This is a genomic window from Lysinibacillus sp. FSL P2-0066 (assembly GCF_037969495.1).
In the GTDB taxonomy this organism is placed as follows: domain Bacteria; phylum Bacillota; class Bacilli; order Bacillales_A; family Planococcaceae; genus Lysinibacillus; species Lysinibacillus boronitolerans.
The window spans coordinates 652,386-668,209 of sequence record NZ_CP150202.1 but is presented as its reverse complement, the minus strand read 5'-3'; the positions used below and the strand labels follow the sequence as shown (position 1 = coordinate 668,209).

The 15,824-nt window shown below is 35.4% G+C and carries 13 protein-coding genes; 7 read left to right on the top strand and 6 right to left on the bottom strand.

Annotated features, from left to right (window positions below; translation table 11 throughout):
- Positions 1 to 25: 25 nt before the first annotated feature.
- The 3 genes from MKZ14_RS03160 to MKZ14_RS03150 form a co-directional block, all read right to left on the bottom strand.
- Positions 26 to 571, bottom strand: a complete 546-nt coding sequence (locus tag MKZ14_RS03160; RefSeq protein ID WP_258860708.1) for a DUF3225 domain-containing protein — start codon at positions 569 to 571, stop codon at positions 26 to 28.
- A 285-nt stretch (positions 572 to 856) separates the two neighbouring features.
- Positions 857 to 1,531: a response regulator transcription factor gene (locus tag MKZ14_RS03155; RefSeq protein WP_004227590.1), complete on the bottom strand. Its 675-nt coding sequence runs from the start codon at positions 1,529 to 1,531 to the stop codon at positions 857 to 859.
- A gap of 36 nt (positions 1,532 to 1,567) precedes the next feature.
- Positions 1,568 to 2,716 (bottom strand): sensor histidine kinase, encoded by a 1,149-nt coding sequence (locus tag MKZ14_RS03150; RefSeq protein WP_016994946.1) that lies wholly within the window; start codon positions 2,714 to 2,716, stop codon positions 1,568 to 1,570.
- 165 nt (positions 2,717 to 2,881) lie between these two features.
- On the opposite strand from MKZ14_RS03150, the gene MKZ14_RS03145 reads away from it, so the two are divergent.
- Positions 2,882 to 3,517, top strand: coding sequence for a YigZ family protein (locus MKZ14_RS03145; protein WP_036076811.1), 636 nt, complete (start codon positions 2,882 to 2,884; stop codon positions 3,515 to 3,517).
- Positions 3,518 to 3,664: 147 nt separating this feature from the next.
- The gene (locus MKZ14_RS03140; protein ID WP_258860709.1) at positions 3,665 to 4,720 is read left to right on the top strand and encodes an LCP family protein; all 1,056 of its coding nucleotides are present in this window, start codon (positions 3,665 to 3,667) and stop codon (positions 4,718 to 4,720) included.
- A gap of 236 nt (positions 4,721 to 4,956) precedes the next feature.
- Here MKZ14_RS03140 and MKZ14_RS03135 read toward each other — a convergent pair whose 3' ends face one another.
- On the bottom strand, positions 4,957 to 6,024 hold the full coding sequence (locus MKZ14_RS03135; protein WP_016994943.1) for an MraY family glycosyltransferase: 1,068 nt from the start codon (positions 6,022 to 6,024) through the stop codon (positions 4,957 to 4,959).
- Between the two features lie 225 nt (positions 6,025 to 6,249).
- Between MKZ14_RS03135 and secA2 the strand changes: the two genes are divergently transcribed.
- A complete protein-coding gene (gene secA2, locus MKZ14_RS03130; RefSeq protein ID WP_016994942.1) occupies positions 6,250 to 8,613 on the top strand; it encodes an accessory Sec system translocase SecA2 in 2,364 nt (787 codons plus the stop codon).
- Positions 8,613 to 9,512, top strand: a complete 900-nt coding sequence (locus tag MKZ14_RS03125) for an accessory Sec system S-layer assembly protein (RefSeq protein ID WP_036076816.1) — start codon at positions 8,613 to 8,615, stop codon at positions 9,510 to 9,512. The genes secA2 and MKZ14_RS03125 overlap by 1 nt, the downstream gene beginning before the upstream one ends.
- A gap of 83 nt (positions 9,513 to 9,595) precedes the next feature.
- On the opposite strand, the gene MKZ14_RS03120 is transcribed toward MKZ14_RS03125, so the two are convergent.
- Positions 9,596 to 10,489 (bottom strand): C40 family peptidase, encoded by an 894-nt coding sequence (locus MKZ14_RS03120; protein WP_016993741.1) that lies wholly within the window; start codon positions 10,487 to 10,489, stop codon positions 9,596 to 9,598.
- 250 nt (positions 10,490 to 10,739) lie between these two features.
- Between MKZ14_RS03120 and brnQ the strand changes: the two genes are divergently transcribed.
- On the top strand, positions 10,740 to 12,059 hold the full coding sequence (gene brnQ / locus MKZ14_RS03115) for a branched-chain amino acid transport system II carrier protein (RefSeq protein ID WP_036074910.1): 1,320 nt from the start codon (positions 10,740 to 10,742) through the stop codon (positions 12,057 to 12,059).
- 171 nt (positions 12,060 to 12,230) lie between these two features.
- Entirely contained in the window at positions 12,231 to 13,604 is a 1,374-nt protein-coding gene (locus tag MKZ14_RS03110) for a S41 family peptidase (protein WP_339280616.1), read from the top strand.
- Between the two features lie 40 nt (positions 13,605 to 13,644).
- On the opposite strand, the gene MKZ14_RS03105 is transcribed toward MKZ14_RS03110, so the two are convergent.
- A complete protein-coding gene (locus MKZ14_RS03105) occupies positions 13,645 to 14,244 on the bottom strand; it encodes a helix-turn-helix domain-containing protein (protein WP_339280615.1) in 600 nt (199 codons plus the stop codon).
- A gap of 567 nt (positions 14,245 to 14,811) precedes the next feature.
- Here MKZ14_RS03105 and MKZ14_RS03100 point away from each other — a divergent pair.
- Positions 14,812 to 15,786, top strand: a complete 975-nt coding sequence (locus MKZ14_RS03100; protein WP_036074906.1) for a proline dehydrogenase family protein — start codon at positions 14,812 to 14,814, stop codon at positions 15,784 to 15,786.
- The last annotated feature ends 38 nt before the right edge of the window (positions 15,787 to 15,824 follow it).

Genomic DNA, 15,824 nt, shown 5'->3' with positions numbered 1-15,824 from the left:
TTATGTTGAATGAAGATAGCTCCTGTTAATTTCCTGTACTTGACTGTGAGTCATCACCAATATAAAAGACACTTGTCACTTTCCAATCATTGTCCTCTTTCACAAAGACTGTTACCTGACGTCCTGCACTTTCATGTTCGACATTTGTCTCAAGCTGAAGTGAGTGCATTTTCATGTTGGCAAATACTTGTGCCTCTTTTGATTCATACTTTGCAATTGTTACATTCTCTACTTCACGCTTAATATCAAATTGTTCAAATACTTCTGTTGCATATGTTTTTTCTTCATCGTATTTAAAACCCTTTGGATTTTTCGAGATAGTATTCATATAACGATCAATTTCTTCAGCATTTAATGCAGCAATATACTCATCAAAAGATGCTAAAATAGCCTTTTCATCTTCCGCTGGTACATTATCAGCCTTTTCTACGTTTCCACCCATCATTTCAAAGCCAACTGTACCATCCTCTATTACTTTATCTCGTTCTTCATCACTCATCTTCTCATCTTTATTACCACAGGCAGTTAACACTAATAAGATTAGAACTGCTAGAAAACTTTTCTTTAACATCAAAAAACCTCCCGCGCATATTGTAGCATATAAATGCTTTCGTAGGAATTTTGTTGTGCATTTTCAACATTTAGGTGCTACATCTTCCTTATGACGCATTAGGCTGTAAAATGTTGCATGATCTGCTAGTTATCATGTTCATACAAATGAATAGTAATGTTACAAAATTGTGAATGACCTATTCATCATTGTGTAGGCTCAATGCAAATTATTACCAAAAAATAATAAAAAACTGTTTTAAAAACTACTTCAATAAAAAGTAGCTTTTAAAAACAGTTTTAGCAATTAGCGTACTTCAACCCAGCCATTTTTGATAGCTGTTACAACTGCTTGTGTACGGTCATTAACATTCATTTTTTGTAGAATACTTGATACGTGGTTTTTAACTGTTTTTTCAGAGATAAACAGTGTCTCACCGATTGTACGGTTTGATTGGCCATCCGTTAATAATTGCAGCACTTCACATTCACGCTTAGTTAGCAAATGGAATGGACGACGAATTTCCGTTTGATGGAAATTCCCTTTATTTTCATGTTCTGAAAGTCTTTTAAATTCTGCTACTAGATTTTTCGTTACTTTTGGATGTAAATAAGAGCCACCGTTGGCAACAACTTTAATCGCCTCAACGATTTCATCTGCATCCATCTCTTTTAACATATAGCCAAGAGCACCTGATTTTAATGCATGTGTAACATATGTTTCATCATCATGTATAGATAGCATAATCACTTTTGCATCTGGAAATTCAGTAATTAACTCTGCCGTTGCTTCTACTCCATTTTTGCCTGGCATGTTAATATCCATAAGCACTACGTCTGGTTCGTTTTCAGCATATAACGTAACCACATCTGTACCATCGTCACCTTCTGCTACTACATCAAACGTATCTTCAAAATCTAAAATGCGTTTTACTCCTTCACGGAATAGCTGGTGATCGTCTACAATAATAATCTTTGTCATTTGTCCTTTACCCCCTAAATTTCTGCAACAGTTACATCATTCAGCTTCTAACGGTATTTTAAATAACACCGTCGTACCTCGATTGATCTCACTATTAATGGTAATGGTACCATTTAATATTTCAATCCGTTCTTTCATTCCTAAAATCCCAAAGGAATGGTCTTTCACTACTTGTGGGTCAAAGCCTATTCCATCATCTTTTACAACAATGTTAACGGCATCTTTTAACCATTCAAGCTTCACCCAAATGTCTTTACACTTTCCATGCTTCATGGCATTTGTTACACATTCTTGCACTAAACGGAAAATGGATACTTCATAATTTGATGGTATACGTTTTTCTGTACTTCTCGATTGGAAATGAATTTCAACACCTGGATTATATTCAGTTACTGTCGATAAATACTTCTTTAATGTCGGAATAATTCCCAAATCATCAAGTGCCATTGGTCGTAGATCATAAATAATACGTCGCACTTCAGATAAAGCATTACGTACCGTTTTCTTTAAATCGGCAATTTCAGCCAAAGCCTTTTCAATACCTTTTTCACGATACGTTCTATCTATTAAATCAGTGCGCATGAGTACATTTGCAAGCATTTGGGCAGGTCCATCATGGATCTCTCGCGATAAACGCTTACGCTCTTCTTCTTGAGCTGCAATAATACGTATCCCAAAATCCTGCTTCATTTTTGCTTGTTCAAGGGCTAAACCAACATTTCTTAAATCTGAAGTTAAGTAATTCAAAACGACATTTACCTGATTGACAATATGATCAGCACGTTCAATCGTATCGAGTAATCCTCTTAATCTTCTCTCTAGATCATCTCTTTTATCCCGTAGCTGTTTTTCTTGTGTTCTAATAACGGAGAGCTTTACTTGAAAATCATGTGCAGTTTCATATGCTTCTCTAACTTGTTCTTCGGTATAATTATCAAAAGCTTTACTTACTAATACAAGTCGTTGTTTAGCAAGCTGCGTACTTTTTTCCAATGCATCGCCATCATCAATTACGATTGATATTTGTTTTCGAACAATTTCTAGCTCTTTTTGCATATCTTCAAAGCTTCTGCGGCTTTGTTCACTTATAATAAAGATATCATCCTTTGAGCTCATGATTGTATCTAACATTCGATTGAAAATGTCATCAAGCGACTTTAAATCGAAGGTATCATTTGAAAACATAGTATACTCCCCAGTCTAATGTCTTATGATTACTTACTAATTTAATAGACTAAAATCACATATTCCATAGTCTACACCTATTATAGCATTACCATGCTAAAATTTAATGCTTTTTCTTCATGAAAATTATAGAATAGAACTCTAGTTAAAAGGAGATTGATACAAATGAGAGAAAACTATTTAACAGTAAAAGGATATGGTGAAAGCGAAATTGTCATTTCCAAATCTCGCTTTCTCACTTATATAGAACGTGCAGAAACGGAAGAGGATGCAATTTCTTTTATAGATGGTATAAAAAAATTACATCATAATGCAACTCATAACTGCTCCGCTTATATTATTGGAGAGCATGATCATATTCAAAAGGCAAATGATGATGGGGAACCTAGCGGTACTGCAGGCGTCCCTATGTTAGAGGTCTTAAAAAAACAAGGATTAAAAGATACGGTCGTTGTTGTGACTCGCTATTTTGGAGGTATTAAGCTCGGCGGTGGTGGTCTTATTCGTGCATACGGAAAAGCAACTACAGAGGGATTGATTGCTGCACAGGTAGTTGAACGTAAATTGCATCATTTCATGAAAGTGGCTATTGATTATACATGGCTAGGAAAAGTTGAAAATGAAATAAGAAGTTCATCATATACTCTAGAGGAAATACGTTATTTGGAGGGTGTTGAAATCATTGTTTCTGTGCTAAAAGAGGAAGAGGAACAGTTCAGAAGTTGGATAACTGAACTGACTAATGGACAGGCTTCTATCACTTTCGAAGATGCTCAATTTGTAGAATTTATTGTCAATTAAATAGTTTTAATTGTCGAAACTAAATATGCATAGTATAATTTTTTTGTTAGGCTATTTTATTGTCCACACAATTACTTAGTTAAAATTGAATAAAATTTAGCTTCATCGCATTATTATTCCCAATAATTAGAGGAGAATATATCTATTATGAAAAAAAGATCTGTTGGTCCAAATAAAAAGAGGTCTTCTAAAGCTTCCTTAATTATAAAAGTTACACTACTCCTAGTAGCAAGCTTGGTGATCTGTGTAACGGCTTATGCTGTTTACCTTACAAAACAGGTAGAGCATGCTGCAGACTCAGCATATGAGGAATTAGAAGGGCGTCAGGTTTCTGCAAAACGCGAAGAAAGTGTAGAGCCAGTACACGATAATGTATCTATTTTATTTGTCGGAGTTGATGATAGTGATAATCGAGGACAGGGATCAGACCATTCACGTTCTGATGCACTCGTTTTAGCTACATTAAATAATAAAACTCATACAATTAAAATGCTAAGCATTCCTCGTGATTCATACGTTTATATTCCTAAAGTAGGTTATAAAGATAAAATTACTCATGCACATGCTATGGGTGGAACACTTACTACTATTGAAACAGTAGAGGAACTATTTGATATTCCAATCAATTACTATGTACGTATGAATTTCAATGCCTTTATTGATGTAGTCGATGCTTTAGGTGGTATTGAAGCTGAAGTACCTTATGCTTTACATGAATTAGATGAGTTTGATAAGTTTACAATTAACTTACAGCCAGGCTTACAGCATTTAAATGGTAGTCAGGCACTTGCACTCGCAAGAACACGTAAACAAGATAATGATATTGAGCGTGGTAAACGTCAACAGGAAATTCTATCTGCGATTATTAAAAAAGTCGCTTCTGTTAAGTCCGTTACGAAATATGATGATGTCATTAAAGCTCTTGGTGATAATATGAAAACAGATATGACATTCACTGAAATGAAGTCCTTCTTATCTTATTTATCTAAAGGCGCACCACGTATCGATTCCTTAACATTAGATGGCACGGATGATACATCTACTGGTATTTATTATTACCAGTTAAATCAAGATTCTGTTGAAGAAACAAAAGAGATTTTCAAAAACCATCTTGGCCAAAATGAACAATCATCGAGCCTGACTAGTGGCAATACAGGAACAGACAGCGCGGCTAGCAGCGATGACAATTCAGCTATTGAATAAGACCTTTCAGACCATAGACAAATAACTTGTCTATGGTCTTTTTACGTGACTTTTTCATTGATTGACCCCCCTTTCTATTTACCCCTCCTTGTAATCGATAAACTGCTTATTTAAGTTTCCCTTCTCTTCCATTCCTTATACATAAAAAACGGTTTAGAAAGAGCTTCTCATTGTCTAACGACTCACAAATTTAACAAAAAAAAAGCAATCATACAAATTGTATGATCGCTTATATTTTATTTACTAAATATCCGTACAAAATTTAATAATGGTTTGTAGTTTTTACCAGCCAACCCGATAACCTCTACAAAGATTTCAATAGCTGTTAGGATGACCGCTACAAGTAATATAGCTCCCCACACCTTTGCCATAGAGAAAATGATAGCTGCTAATCCAAACATCACTGCAATTCCGTAAATGATTAGGACTGTTTGTCGATGAGTAAAGCCCATATCGAGTAATCGATGGTGTAAATGTGATTTATCTGGGTCAGACCACTTCTTTTTCATACGAACACGACGAACAATCGCAAAGAATGTATCTGAAATCGGAACACCAAGGATAATAATTGGGATGATTAAAGCTACGAATGTAATATTTTTAAAACCAAGTAACGCTAACACAGAAATCATAAATCCAAGGAACAATGCTCCTGTATCACCCATAAAGATTTTAGCTGGGTGGAAATTATAAAATAAGAAACCAAGTGAAGCTACAGCTAAAATGGCTGCTAACGCTAAAACAAACATATTGCTCATAATAAATGCCATGACGGCTAATGTAATCAGTGCAATTGTAGAAACACCTGCAGCTAAACCATCTAAGCCATCAATTAAATTAATGGCATTTGTAATACCGATGATCCAAATAATCGTTAATGGAATACTCAGTAAACCAAAGTCTAATGTACCTAAGAACGGTAGATTAACCATTTCAATTTCAATACCGCCTACAAAAACAACGATCAGTGCTGCAACTAGCTGACCTAGCATTTTTGCTTTAGCGGAAATCTCACGCATATCATCAATAACACCCGTGATCACGATTATACAAGCACCAATAATGATAGCTAATAAAGCCTCGTTACTACCATGTTTCGTATGGACTAAAAATGAGTATAAAATCGTCACGCCAATAATAAAGGCAAGGAAAATGGCTAAACCGCCAAGTCTTGGCATAATTCGAGCATGTACTTTTCGATAGTTTGGTGCATCAACTGCACCTATTCTAAACGCTAAACGTTTCACTAATGGAGTTAACAAAATGGATGCAACGAATGCTGCTATTAAAGACACGTAAAGCATGTCTCTCCTCCTCAAATAAATAATCTACATTGAAATCCAAATTGATTATAGCATGAACAAGCATTGAAATATACTTTTTCTAAACATTTTCCACGATTTCACAAATATTTTGTACATTTTAGCATTAATAGATTCCTATACAGTCAATTGTAGTCATCATACGCAAAATTTGATAGAATAATGGAGTGTCTAGCATGTAGACAACTTTAAAGGAGCGTATATTTCATGTTCTCAATTTTCAAAAGTAACAAAGAGCAAACTAGTGCTCGTCAATTAAAACGCTACTACAAAATAGTAGATCAAATTAACAATCTTGAAGAAAAATATGTTAACAAGTCAGATGCTGAATTACGAGAAATGACTTTTATTTTCAAAGATCAATTAGAACAAGGTGAGCCTATTACATCAATCATCCCAGACGCATTTGCTGTAGTACGCGAAGCCTCAAAGCGTGTATTAGGAATGCGTCATTTTGATGTGCAGCTTATCGGTGGTCTAGTATTAACTGAAGGTAATATTGCTGAAATGCCTACTGGTGAAGGTAAGACACTTGTTGCTTCTCTTCCCTCTTATGTGCGTGCATTAGAAGGTAAAGGTGTTCATGTCATTACTGTTAATGATTACCTAGCGAAACGTGACTATGAGCTAGTCGGTCAAATCCATCGTTTCCTTGGCTTAACTGTCGGTTTAAATGTACCGATGATGGAACCAAGTGAAAAGAAAGAAGCCTACAATGCAGATATTACATACGGTGTGGGTACTGAGTTTGGCTTCGACTATTTACGTGACAATATGGCTTATAGCTTAGCAGATAAAGTACAGCGTCCTTATCACTTCGCTATTATCGATGAAGTGGATAGTGTATTAATCGATGAAGCAAAAACACCGTTAATTATCGCAGGTAAAATGCCTTCTAACGATGAATTGCATCGTATTGCTGCTATGTTAGCGAAACGCTTTAAAGCAGACGAAGATTATGATTTCGATGAAGAAACAAAGGCGACTTCTCTTACAGATAAAGGTATAGAAAAGGTTGAGGCAGCCTTCAATGTAGACAATCTTTATGACTTAGAACATCAAACACTTTTCCATTATGTAATCCAAGCTGTGCGTGCACATGTTATGTTTAAACGCGATGTTGATTACATTGTGAAAGAAGACAAAATTGAGCTTGTTGACATGTTTACTGGTCGTATTTTAGAAGGTCGTTCACTTTCTGATGGCTTACATCAAGCAATTGAAGCTAAAGAAGGCGTAGCCATTACGGATGAAAATAAATCTCAAGCGCAAATTACTATTCAAAACTATTTCCGTATGTATCCTAAGCTTTCTGGGATGACAGGTACAGCGAAAACGCAGGAAAAGGAAATTCGTGAAGTGTACGGCATGGAGGTTATCCAAATTCCAACAAACCGTCCACGTCAACGTGTTGATCAGCCTGATATTATTTTTAGCACACAAGAAGCAAAATATAAGTATGTTGCAGCCGAGGTGAAAAAGCGCCACGAAAAAGGCCAGCCAATTCTTATTGGAACAACATCGATACTACAGTCTGAAACTGTAGCTGAGTATCTAAAAAAGGAAAAATTAACATTCCAATTACTTAATGCAAAAACAGTTGAACAAGAAGTTGAACTTATTTCACAGGCAGGTCAAAAGGGTCGTATTACTGTAGCGACAAACATGGCTGGTCGTGGTACAGATATCATGCTAGGTGATGATGTCCATGAACTTGGTGGTTTATATGTAATTGGGACTGAAAAACATGAAAGCCGCCGTGTAGACAATCAGTTACGTGGACGTTCAGGTCGTCAAGGTGATATAGGTGAAAGCCGCTTCATTCTCTCTATTGAAGATGATATGTTCCGCCGCTACGCAAAAGAAGAAGTAGAAAAATTCTCTGCAAAAATGATTGTAGATGATAAGGGTATTATTCAAAATAAAGAGGTACAAGAGCTTATAGACCGTACACAGCGTATTGTTGAAGGTTCACAGTACGGCATGCGTGAATACAACCTAAAGCTAGACGATGTCATTAATGACCAGCGCACGGTTCTTTATGGCTTACGCGACAAAATTTTAGCTGGTGAAGACTTGATGGGTGAGCTAAAAAAAATGCTTCGTGAAACCGTTGAATTCGCTGTTCATGACGCCGCACCAGAAGATGTATCTTCTATTGATTGGGATTATGATCAAATGGAGTACGCACTTAACTCCCTGTTCATCACACCAGTGACAATCGATCGCGAAGTTGGAAAAGTAAAGCAAATTTTAATGGATGTTCAGCCTTCTGAACAAGAACTGTTAAGTCATATGGAGAAATTTGCTGAAAACGAAAGAGTAATGGAAGTACTTCCACAAATCATGCTTAGCCATATTGATAGCGGTTGGGTAAAGCATTTAGAGGCAATGAGTCATTTAAAAGAAGGAATCGGTTTACGTCACTATCAGCAAGAAGATCCAATGCGTATTTACCAACGCGAAGGACTTGAATTATTCGGTAAAAACTTCCAAGAATTACGTCGTTCAATAATCATTGAAATTACAGGCTTCATGAAAACAGTTGAGGCACAACAGGAGGCACAATAATGGGCTTATTCTCATTCTTTAAAAAATCAGATAAAGTTGTTCAGGAAAACACAATTGATTCAAAAGATTTATTGGGAAATACTGCAAAAAACACTGGTGATAATCGTGATGTAGAAACAAAATTATCTTTCCATCCTGAGTGGGATGTGCCACAAGAACAAAAATACATTTTTAACTTTCTAGCGAATGAGCTAGAACCATTGAAACCAAATCAATTATCACTATCTTCTATTAGTATTGAAGAAGACATACTCACTCGTAAATGGCTTGTTCGTGCATTTTTCCGTTCATCCTTATCCCAAGCAATTGAACTAGGAGAAATTGAACTTTTCATCTTGGATAAAAACGATGAGCTTGTAGCATCTAAAAAATTCGATTTTAAAGCACTAGGTACAATTCCAGCAGAAAGTGCCCGTCCATGGGTGTTTGAGTTTGAAAATGCTACGATTAAAGCCGATGAAGTGCCAGAAGATGGTTGGAAAATTGCCTTTAACCTCGTTTCCCTTCGTGGTCATCAATTAGAATTAGATCCATCATGGGAAGAACAATTACCAGAGGCACAAAAAGAAGAGCTTGCGAAAATCGTCAAAACTCTACCAGAGTTAGGCGAAACAGAGGTAAACTTCACTGGTTTACAAGCAAAACTAGCTGACAATGGTAATTTAAATGCAACCATTTTTATCCGCAATGGACATAAGAAAGCAATCAATTTAGAGCAATTACCGTTAGAAATTATTGATGCAACAGGAAAACAAATTGCAAAAGGTTCATTTAAAATGAATCCAATTTTAACTGTCCAACCAAACTCTACAAAGCCTTGGACATTCATATTCCCAGCAGAGCTTGTTGATGCAAAAGACGCTGACCTCTCTCGTTGGACAGCTCGTGTAACACAATAGCCTAAACCCCCCCTTCTCTTTTAACAGAAGGGGGTTTTGCTAAAATTAAAAGCGATTTTTGCCTAGGCAAAAATCGCTACTTTTTATTTCACATTGTCAAATCGTTTGTAGGCTACTAATTTAGAAGACCAATAAGAGTACGTAACATCTGAAATTTCTACACCATCTGTACCTGCATGAATGAATTTATTATCACCGAGATAAATTCCCATATGAGAAATACCTTCTTTATACGTATTCTCGAAGAATACTAAATCACCAGGTACCGGATTTTCTACATGCGTTGTATTTCCATAAAAATAACCTTCACTGCTTGCTCTTCCTATTTTTAAACCACCCTGATTAAAGGCATAAAAAATAAAACCACTACAATCTAGGCCTACAGGTGTATTTCCACCGTATAGATAGGGTGTTCCAACTAAAGTATTGGCAACTTCAACTGTTTTGTTATAAATCGCTTGTCCATTAGCTGTAGGATCTTTTGAGGTTACTTTTGATGGGGTGCCCGTACCTGAAGTCACATTATTATGTATAGTATCACCATCGGGTATCACTGCGCCTGGAGAAACCTTCAAGACTTGTCCAATAAAAATTGTGTCCTTTTCAAGCTTATTCCAATCCATAATATCCTTAATTGTCACATTATACAGCTTTGCGATTTTTGATAATGTGTCACCTTTCGCTACTGTATGTGAGCTAGTTGTTGGCTTTACAGATGTTGATGGAGTGGAGGGCTTTACTCCCTCATTCTTTGATTGCTTTTGTATCTCAAGCTTTTGAGCTACATAAATCGTATCTTTCGATAGATTATTCCACTTCATAATATCCCCAATCGTGACTTGATGATTTTGGGCGATTTTCGTTAAAGTATCTCCTTTTTGTACAGTATATGTTGCTGCTTCCGCTGTTTGTAATGCTAAAAATGAAGTTGCTAAAGTACTTAGAACAAGAATTCTCCATTTTTTTGTCTTTTGCATACCAAAGTGCCTCCGTTCGTGCTAGAATATTCCCTTGTGTGTCTATCATACTAGATAACTATGGCATGAAAAATCGGAAAAACTGACTATTTTTCAAACATTATAGGAAACTTATAGAATACGACGAAATCCGACTATATTGAAATACTATTTTCGTTGCAAGATTAGTGTTCCTATGATAACATACACTTCTGTATTTAAAATTTTTAGAAAGTTTTAGCTTTTCAATCTTAAAGGAGTTATTATACTTATGAAAAACATCTTGCATTTCATCAAAGGAAATTTAGCAGTAGGATTACTACTATTTGCCTTGTTCTTGGGTGCTGGTAATATTATTTTCCCACCATTATTAGGCCAACAAGCAGGTGAAAACATCACTGTAGCTATGATTGGTTTCCTTATAACAGGTGTTGGTCTACCATTATTAGCGATTGTTGCTGTTGCCAAAGCAGGAGGCGACTTACAACTGCTTGCTAACCGTGTTAGCCCTGCTTTTGGGGTGATTTTCACCTCCATTGTCTACTTAGCAATTGGACCATTCTTTGCTGTACCACGAACAGGATCTGTGTCCTATGAAATAGGCATTGCTCCGTTTCTCTCAGAAGCTATGAGGGATCATTGGGCGCCACTTTTCATCACATCTATTTTGTTTTTTACTTTAATTTTATATTTATCTATTAATCCTTCGAAGCTCGTCGATCGAGTAGGTAAAATTTTAACACCTGCCCTGCTTTTCGTTATTTTATTGCTTGCTGTTAAAAGTTTTATTTCTCCAATGGGAGAACCAGGAGAAGCTGTTGGCAACTATAAAGTGTCACCTTTAGCTGAAGGCTTTGTACAAGGTTACTTAACGATGGATGTTCTAAGTGCTCTTGTTTTTGGTATCGTCATTTTACAGGCCCTGCGTGATATGGGGATGAAGGATACAAGAAAACAAGTAAAAACTACGATTTTTGCGGGTGTCGTTGCCGCTATTGGTTTATCCTTTGTTTATATCTCTCTAGGGCATATTGGTAACACAAGTATCACTGCAATTGGTATCTCTGATAATGGCGGAAATATTATTGCAAAATCAGCTGAGGTACTCTTTGGTAGCCTTGGAAGTATTATTTTGTCTGCGACTATTTTACTAGCATGTATATCAACGGCTGTTGGTTTATTAACTGCTAATGCACAATTTTTCCATAAACTCTTCCCTCAAATTTCATACAAAACGTTTTTAGTGGTCTTCACTATTTTTAGTGCAGCTATTACAAATGTGGGACTTTCAACAATAATTAGTGCATCACTACCTGTGCTATTAATCATTTATCCTTTAGCTATGGTGTTAATGGTCTTGTCACTAGCAGATCACTTCTTTAAAGGTGGACAAATTGTTTATATTTTAGCGCTCGTTCCAACTTTCCTTGTCAGTCTATATGATGGCTTAAAACAAATGAAAGTTGAAATTACGCCTTATGAAACTATCCTGAAAGCATTGCCAATGTATGAACAAAATTTAGGGTGGCTTTTACCAGCTATTGTGGGCGCAGTAATCGGTTTTATTATTCATAAATTGAAAAATAAATAATTTATAAGAATCTACTTGCCTATAGCGACAAGTAGATTCTTTTTCTAGTCCACCACGATAGCTATAGCTTCATGTATAATAAAAATCAGATACTCAATTGCATAATGTAACCATCCAATTAATACCATAAAATGCTACATTTTATTTTGAGTTCTAGAAAAGAGGTGTCCAATGAAAAAGTTAATATGGTCATTCGCATTTGTTCTAGGCTTCTTCCTTCTCCCTTTTACAAGCACTCAAGCGGCTGAAAATGATCAACAGCTTATCAAGGAGATTAAGGAGATTGTTAAAGATACTTATGTTGGAACAATTGATGGAAACTTAGAGAAGGCTACATCCATCTCAGAAATCATGGATATGCTTGATCCTTACTCAACCTACTTCACTAAACAAGAATTTGAAAATTATATGAATAGCATTAACCTATCTACTATAGGTATAGGTGTGGTGATTGAAGAACACGAAGATGGCATTCATATTTTACAAGTAATCGAAGGCAGTGGCGCATTTGAGGCTGGGGTTCAGGCTGGAGATATTATCATTGGCGTTAATGGTGAATCCATTATCGGGCGTTCTACACAAGAGACCTCCTCCCTTTTAATCGGTAATGAAGGGACTAAGGTAGAAGTTACATTAAAGAATAGTGATGGTTCAAAAACTACTAAAACTATTACACGTAAAAAATTCACATTACCGAATGTACAAACTGATCTGCTATTTGGAAATGTGGGCTATATTTCGTTGGCTTCCTTTTCAGAGGATGGTGCACAGCTTGTCAAAAATGCGCTGATAGACTTAAAAAAACGTGGTGCAACATCGTTTATCTTAGATTTACAAAATAATGGTGGCGGTTATGTGACAACAGCTGAAGAACTTACAGGATTATTTCCATCTGCTAAAGTTGCCTATTTATTAGAAGAAGCACACGCCTCTTATACCATACCAGCAGTTCAACAAGATACAAAGTTTCCTAAAGATACCCGTATTCTTGTAAACCGCTATAGTGCAAGTGCTTCTGAAATGCTTTCCGCATCACTAAAAGACCAGAAAGCTGCTATTTTATACGGAGAAACAACCTATGGGAAAGGTGCTATGCAAGGTTTTTACACATTACAGGATGGAAGCTATTTAAAGCTTACAGTTGGTAAATTTACGGGTCCTGCGGGTCATACTATTCATGAAGTCGGCGTTAAGCCAAATGTTCAAACCACAACAGCACCTATTTTCCAGGCACATTATGATGCATTGAAGGAGAAATATCCTAAATATAAACAACTTACCACGGTAAAAAATATAGCTGATACACAAAAATTTACAGTGAAAATTCCTACAGGGCTTACTTCACAAATCGCTAAGAGCAACATTCAACTGGCCGCTTTAGGAGCTAGGGAAGTACCTGTAGCAGTTAAATTGGAAGGGCGTTCAATAACGGTTACACCTAAGACAGCTTTATCACCGAACCAGGAATATATGCTACTTATTCACCCAAATGCACGTAGCAAAAATCAAAAAGGCTACTATCAGCATATAAGAATAAACAAATAAAAAAACCTGTCATCGACAGTAAAAATCGATGACAGGTTTTTTATATCACTTCTTTGGTTTTCCAAAAATATAATTGTACAATATCATTTGCAAGTTCTGCAGGTAACCTTTTTTCTTCTAATAAATTCGTAATGATGAGTCTTTCTATTGAGCCTACTAAACTATCTATCATGATTTTTATATCCACACTATACAGTTGTAGATCTTTGTCACAATCATGCAGATAAATAAGGTGGAGCAATTGCTGTGTCATTTGGTTTTTCACCAAATGTGCTTGCTTGGATTCAATAAAACCTATTTTTGTTAATTCAGGATTTTCAATTATGTATACGAACAAGTTCAATAACTTTTGCTCTAAGAGCGTGATAAAACCCTGTAATCCATATTCAATAATGTCAGTTGACTTACTATTCATTACTGCCAAGAATCCGCTTTGAAATTGCGCATTCAAATCGTTATAAAGGGCATCCTTGCTTTTAAAATAGAGATAAAAAGTAGGCTGAGTTACATTGGCAGCCTTTACAATGTCACTAATTTTAGTGTGATGATAACCTTTATCAGAAAATAGCTCTATCGCTTTTTCAAGTAATAGTTGTTTACTTTGTTCGCCATTTGAATTAAATTTTCTGCCTCTTGCCATACTTTCCACCTTATCTTAGTTTAGAGTAGTCATATTCCCTTTTGTATTGCTTATATAGACACACTATTCTAAATCAAAAGTAACTACAAATTCACAAAACGTACATAATTTAATCTTGATTATATACCATTTTATTATAATACACCCTGTTTTTTTTTACTATAAACTACTATTAATATGATATTTAAATTGAAAAATGAAAAAGCGGATATCTAAGAATCACTTCTAAGAATACCCACTAATAAATTATATTAAAATATAAATAATTCTGAAATACTATCATGCCATTTCAAGTAAATCACTCTCGAAAAGTCCAATATTATACATATTCGCAAATTTAGACATATACTAATTAACATAAAGCAAATCTTTTATTTTGAAAAGTCCTTTTTTTTTGAAAAAATTTTTTAATTTAAATTTTTATCATGAAAAAGTCAATGACTGCAATAGTTTTATCTCACTAACTGGCTTTGAAAAATATTCTTTCTGAAAATCAAACCATTTTACTTTTCAAAAAAAGTGTTATAATCGCCAAGAATTTAAAATTTTCATTCTTGGAGGCATATGATGGTATTACGTGACTTTTTCATTTACTTATCAGAGAACAAATTATTAAACAGCGCTGCACAAAAGTATGGTTTAAAAATGGGTGCCCAAAGTGTTGTTGCTGGCACAAGTTTACCAGAAGTTGTGCAATCGATTAAAGAATTAAACAAGGCTAATATTTCTTGTACAGTTGATAATCTAGGCGAGTTCGTCTACGAAAAATCAGAGGCAACTGCTGCCAAAAATAATATTTTAGCTGTTGTACAAGCTATTCATGATGAACAGCTTGATGCACATATATCACTTAAACCTTCACAATTAGGTTTAGATATTGATTATGCATTTTGCTATGAAAACTTAAAAGAAATCGTGGCTCTTGCACATCAATATAATATTTTCGTGAATTTTGATATGGAAAACTACGAGCGTTTACATAGCTCTTTTGAATTATTAGAGGAATTACACAAAGAGTATGATAACGTAGGAACAGTTATTCAAGCTTACTTCTTCGAATCAGAGGAAAATATTGAGAAATACAAAAACTTCCGCTTACGTATTGTAAAAGGTGCTTATAAAGAACCTGAAAATGTGGCTTATCAATCAAAAACTGATATTGACCATAATTACTTAAAACTAATTGAATATCATTTGCTACATGGTAAATTCACTTCGATTGCGACACACGACCATAATGTGATCAACCATGTAAAGCAATTTGTGAAACAACACAATATTCCAAATGAAAAATTCGAATTCCAAATGCTATACGGTTTCCGTAAAGAAATGCAGCTAGATCTTGCACGTGAGGGTTATAACTTCTGCACATATCTTCCATTCGGTAACGATTGGTACGGTTACTTTATGCGTCGTTTAGCAGAGCGCCCACAAAATGTAGCACTTGTAACAAAACAGGTATTTAACAAAAAAACGAACATGGCAATTGGCTTAGGAGCAGCAGCATTTGCCCTTGGTCGCCTTTCAAAAAAAGGGAAATAATTACACAAGCTAGAGACTATTCATCAGTTTAGTTTTGG

What these genes read in the sequence shown, in the direction of transcription:
- MKZ14_RS03105 (WP_339280615.1), bottom strand. Translation starts at nt 14,244, where the DNA reads ATGGCAAGAGGCAGAAAATTTAATTCAAATGGCGAACAAAGTAAACAA.
- MKZ14_RS03125 (WP_036076816.1), top strand. Translation starts at nt 8,613, where the DNA reads ATGGGCTTATTCTCATTCTTTAAAAAATCAGATAAAGTTGTTCAGGAA.
- MKZ14_RS03135 (WP_016994943.1), bottom strand. Translation starts at nt 6,024, where the DNA reads ATGCTTTACGTGTCTTTAATAGCAGCATTCGTTGCATCCATTTTGTTA.
- MKZ14_RS03120 (WP_016993741.1), bottom strand. Translation starts at nt 10,489, where the DNA reads ATGCAAAAGACAAAAAAATGGAGAATTCTTGTTCTAAGTACTTTAGCA.
- MKZ14_RS03150 (WP_016994946.1), bottom strand. Translation starts at nt 2,716, where the DNA reads ATGTTTTCAAATGATACCTTCGATTTAAAGTCGCTTGATGACATTTTC.
- MKZ14_RS03110 (WP_339280616.1), top strand. Translation starts at nt 12,231, where the DNA reads ATGAAAAAGTTAATATGGTCATTCGCATTTGTTCTAGGCTTCTTCCTT.
- MKZ14_RS03155 (WP_004227590.1), bottom strand. Translation starts at nt 1,531, where the DNA reads ATGACAAAGATTATTATTGTAGACGATCACCAGCTATTCCGTGAAGGA.
- secA2 (WP_016994942.1), top strand. Translation starts at nt 6,250, where the DNA reads ATGTTCTCAATTTTCAAAAGTAACAAAGAGCAAACTAGTGCTCGTCAA.
- MKZ14_RS03160 (WP_258860708.1), bottom strand. Translation starts at nt 571, where the DNA reads ATGTTAAAGAAAAGTTTTCTAGCAGTTCTAATCTTATTAGTGTTAACT.
- MKZ14_RS03100 (WP_036074906.1), top strand. Translation starts at nt 14,812, where the DNA reads ATGGTATTACGTGACTTTTTCATTTACTTATCAGAGAACAAATTATTA.
- MKZ14_RS03145 (WP_036076811.1), top strand. Translation starts at nt 2,882, where the DNA reads ATGAGAGAAAACTATTTAACAGTAAAAGGATATGGTGAAAGCGAAATT.
- MKZ14_RS03140 (WP_258860709.1), top strand. Translation starts at nt 3,665, where the DNA reads ATGAAAAAAAGATCTGTTGGTCCAAATAAAAAGAGGTCTTCTAAAGCT.
- brnQ (WP_036074910.1), top strand. Translation starts at nt 10,740, where the DNA reads ATGAAAAACATCTTGCATTTCATCAAAGGAAATTTAGCAGTAGGATTA.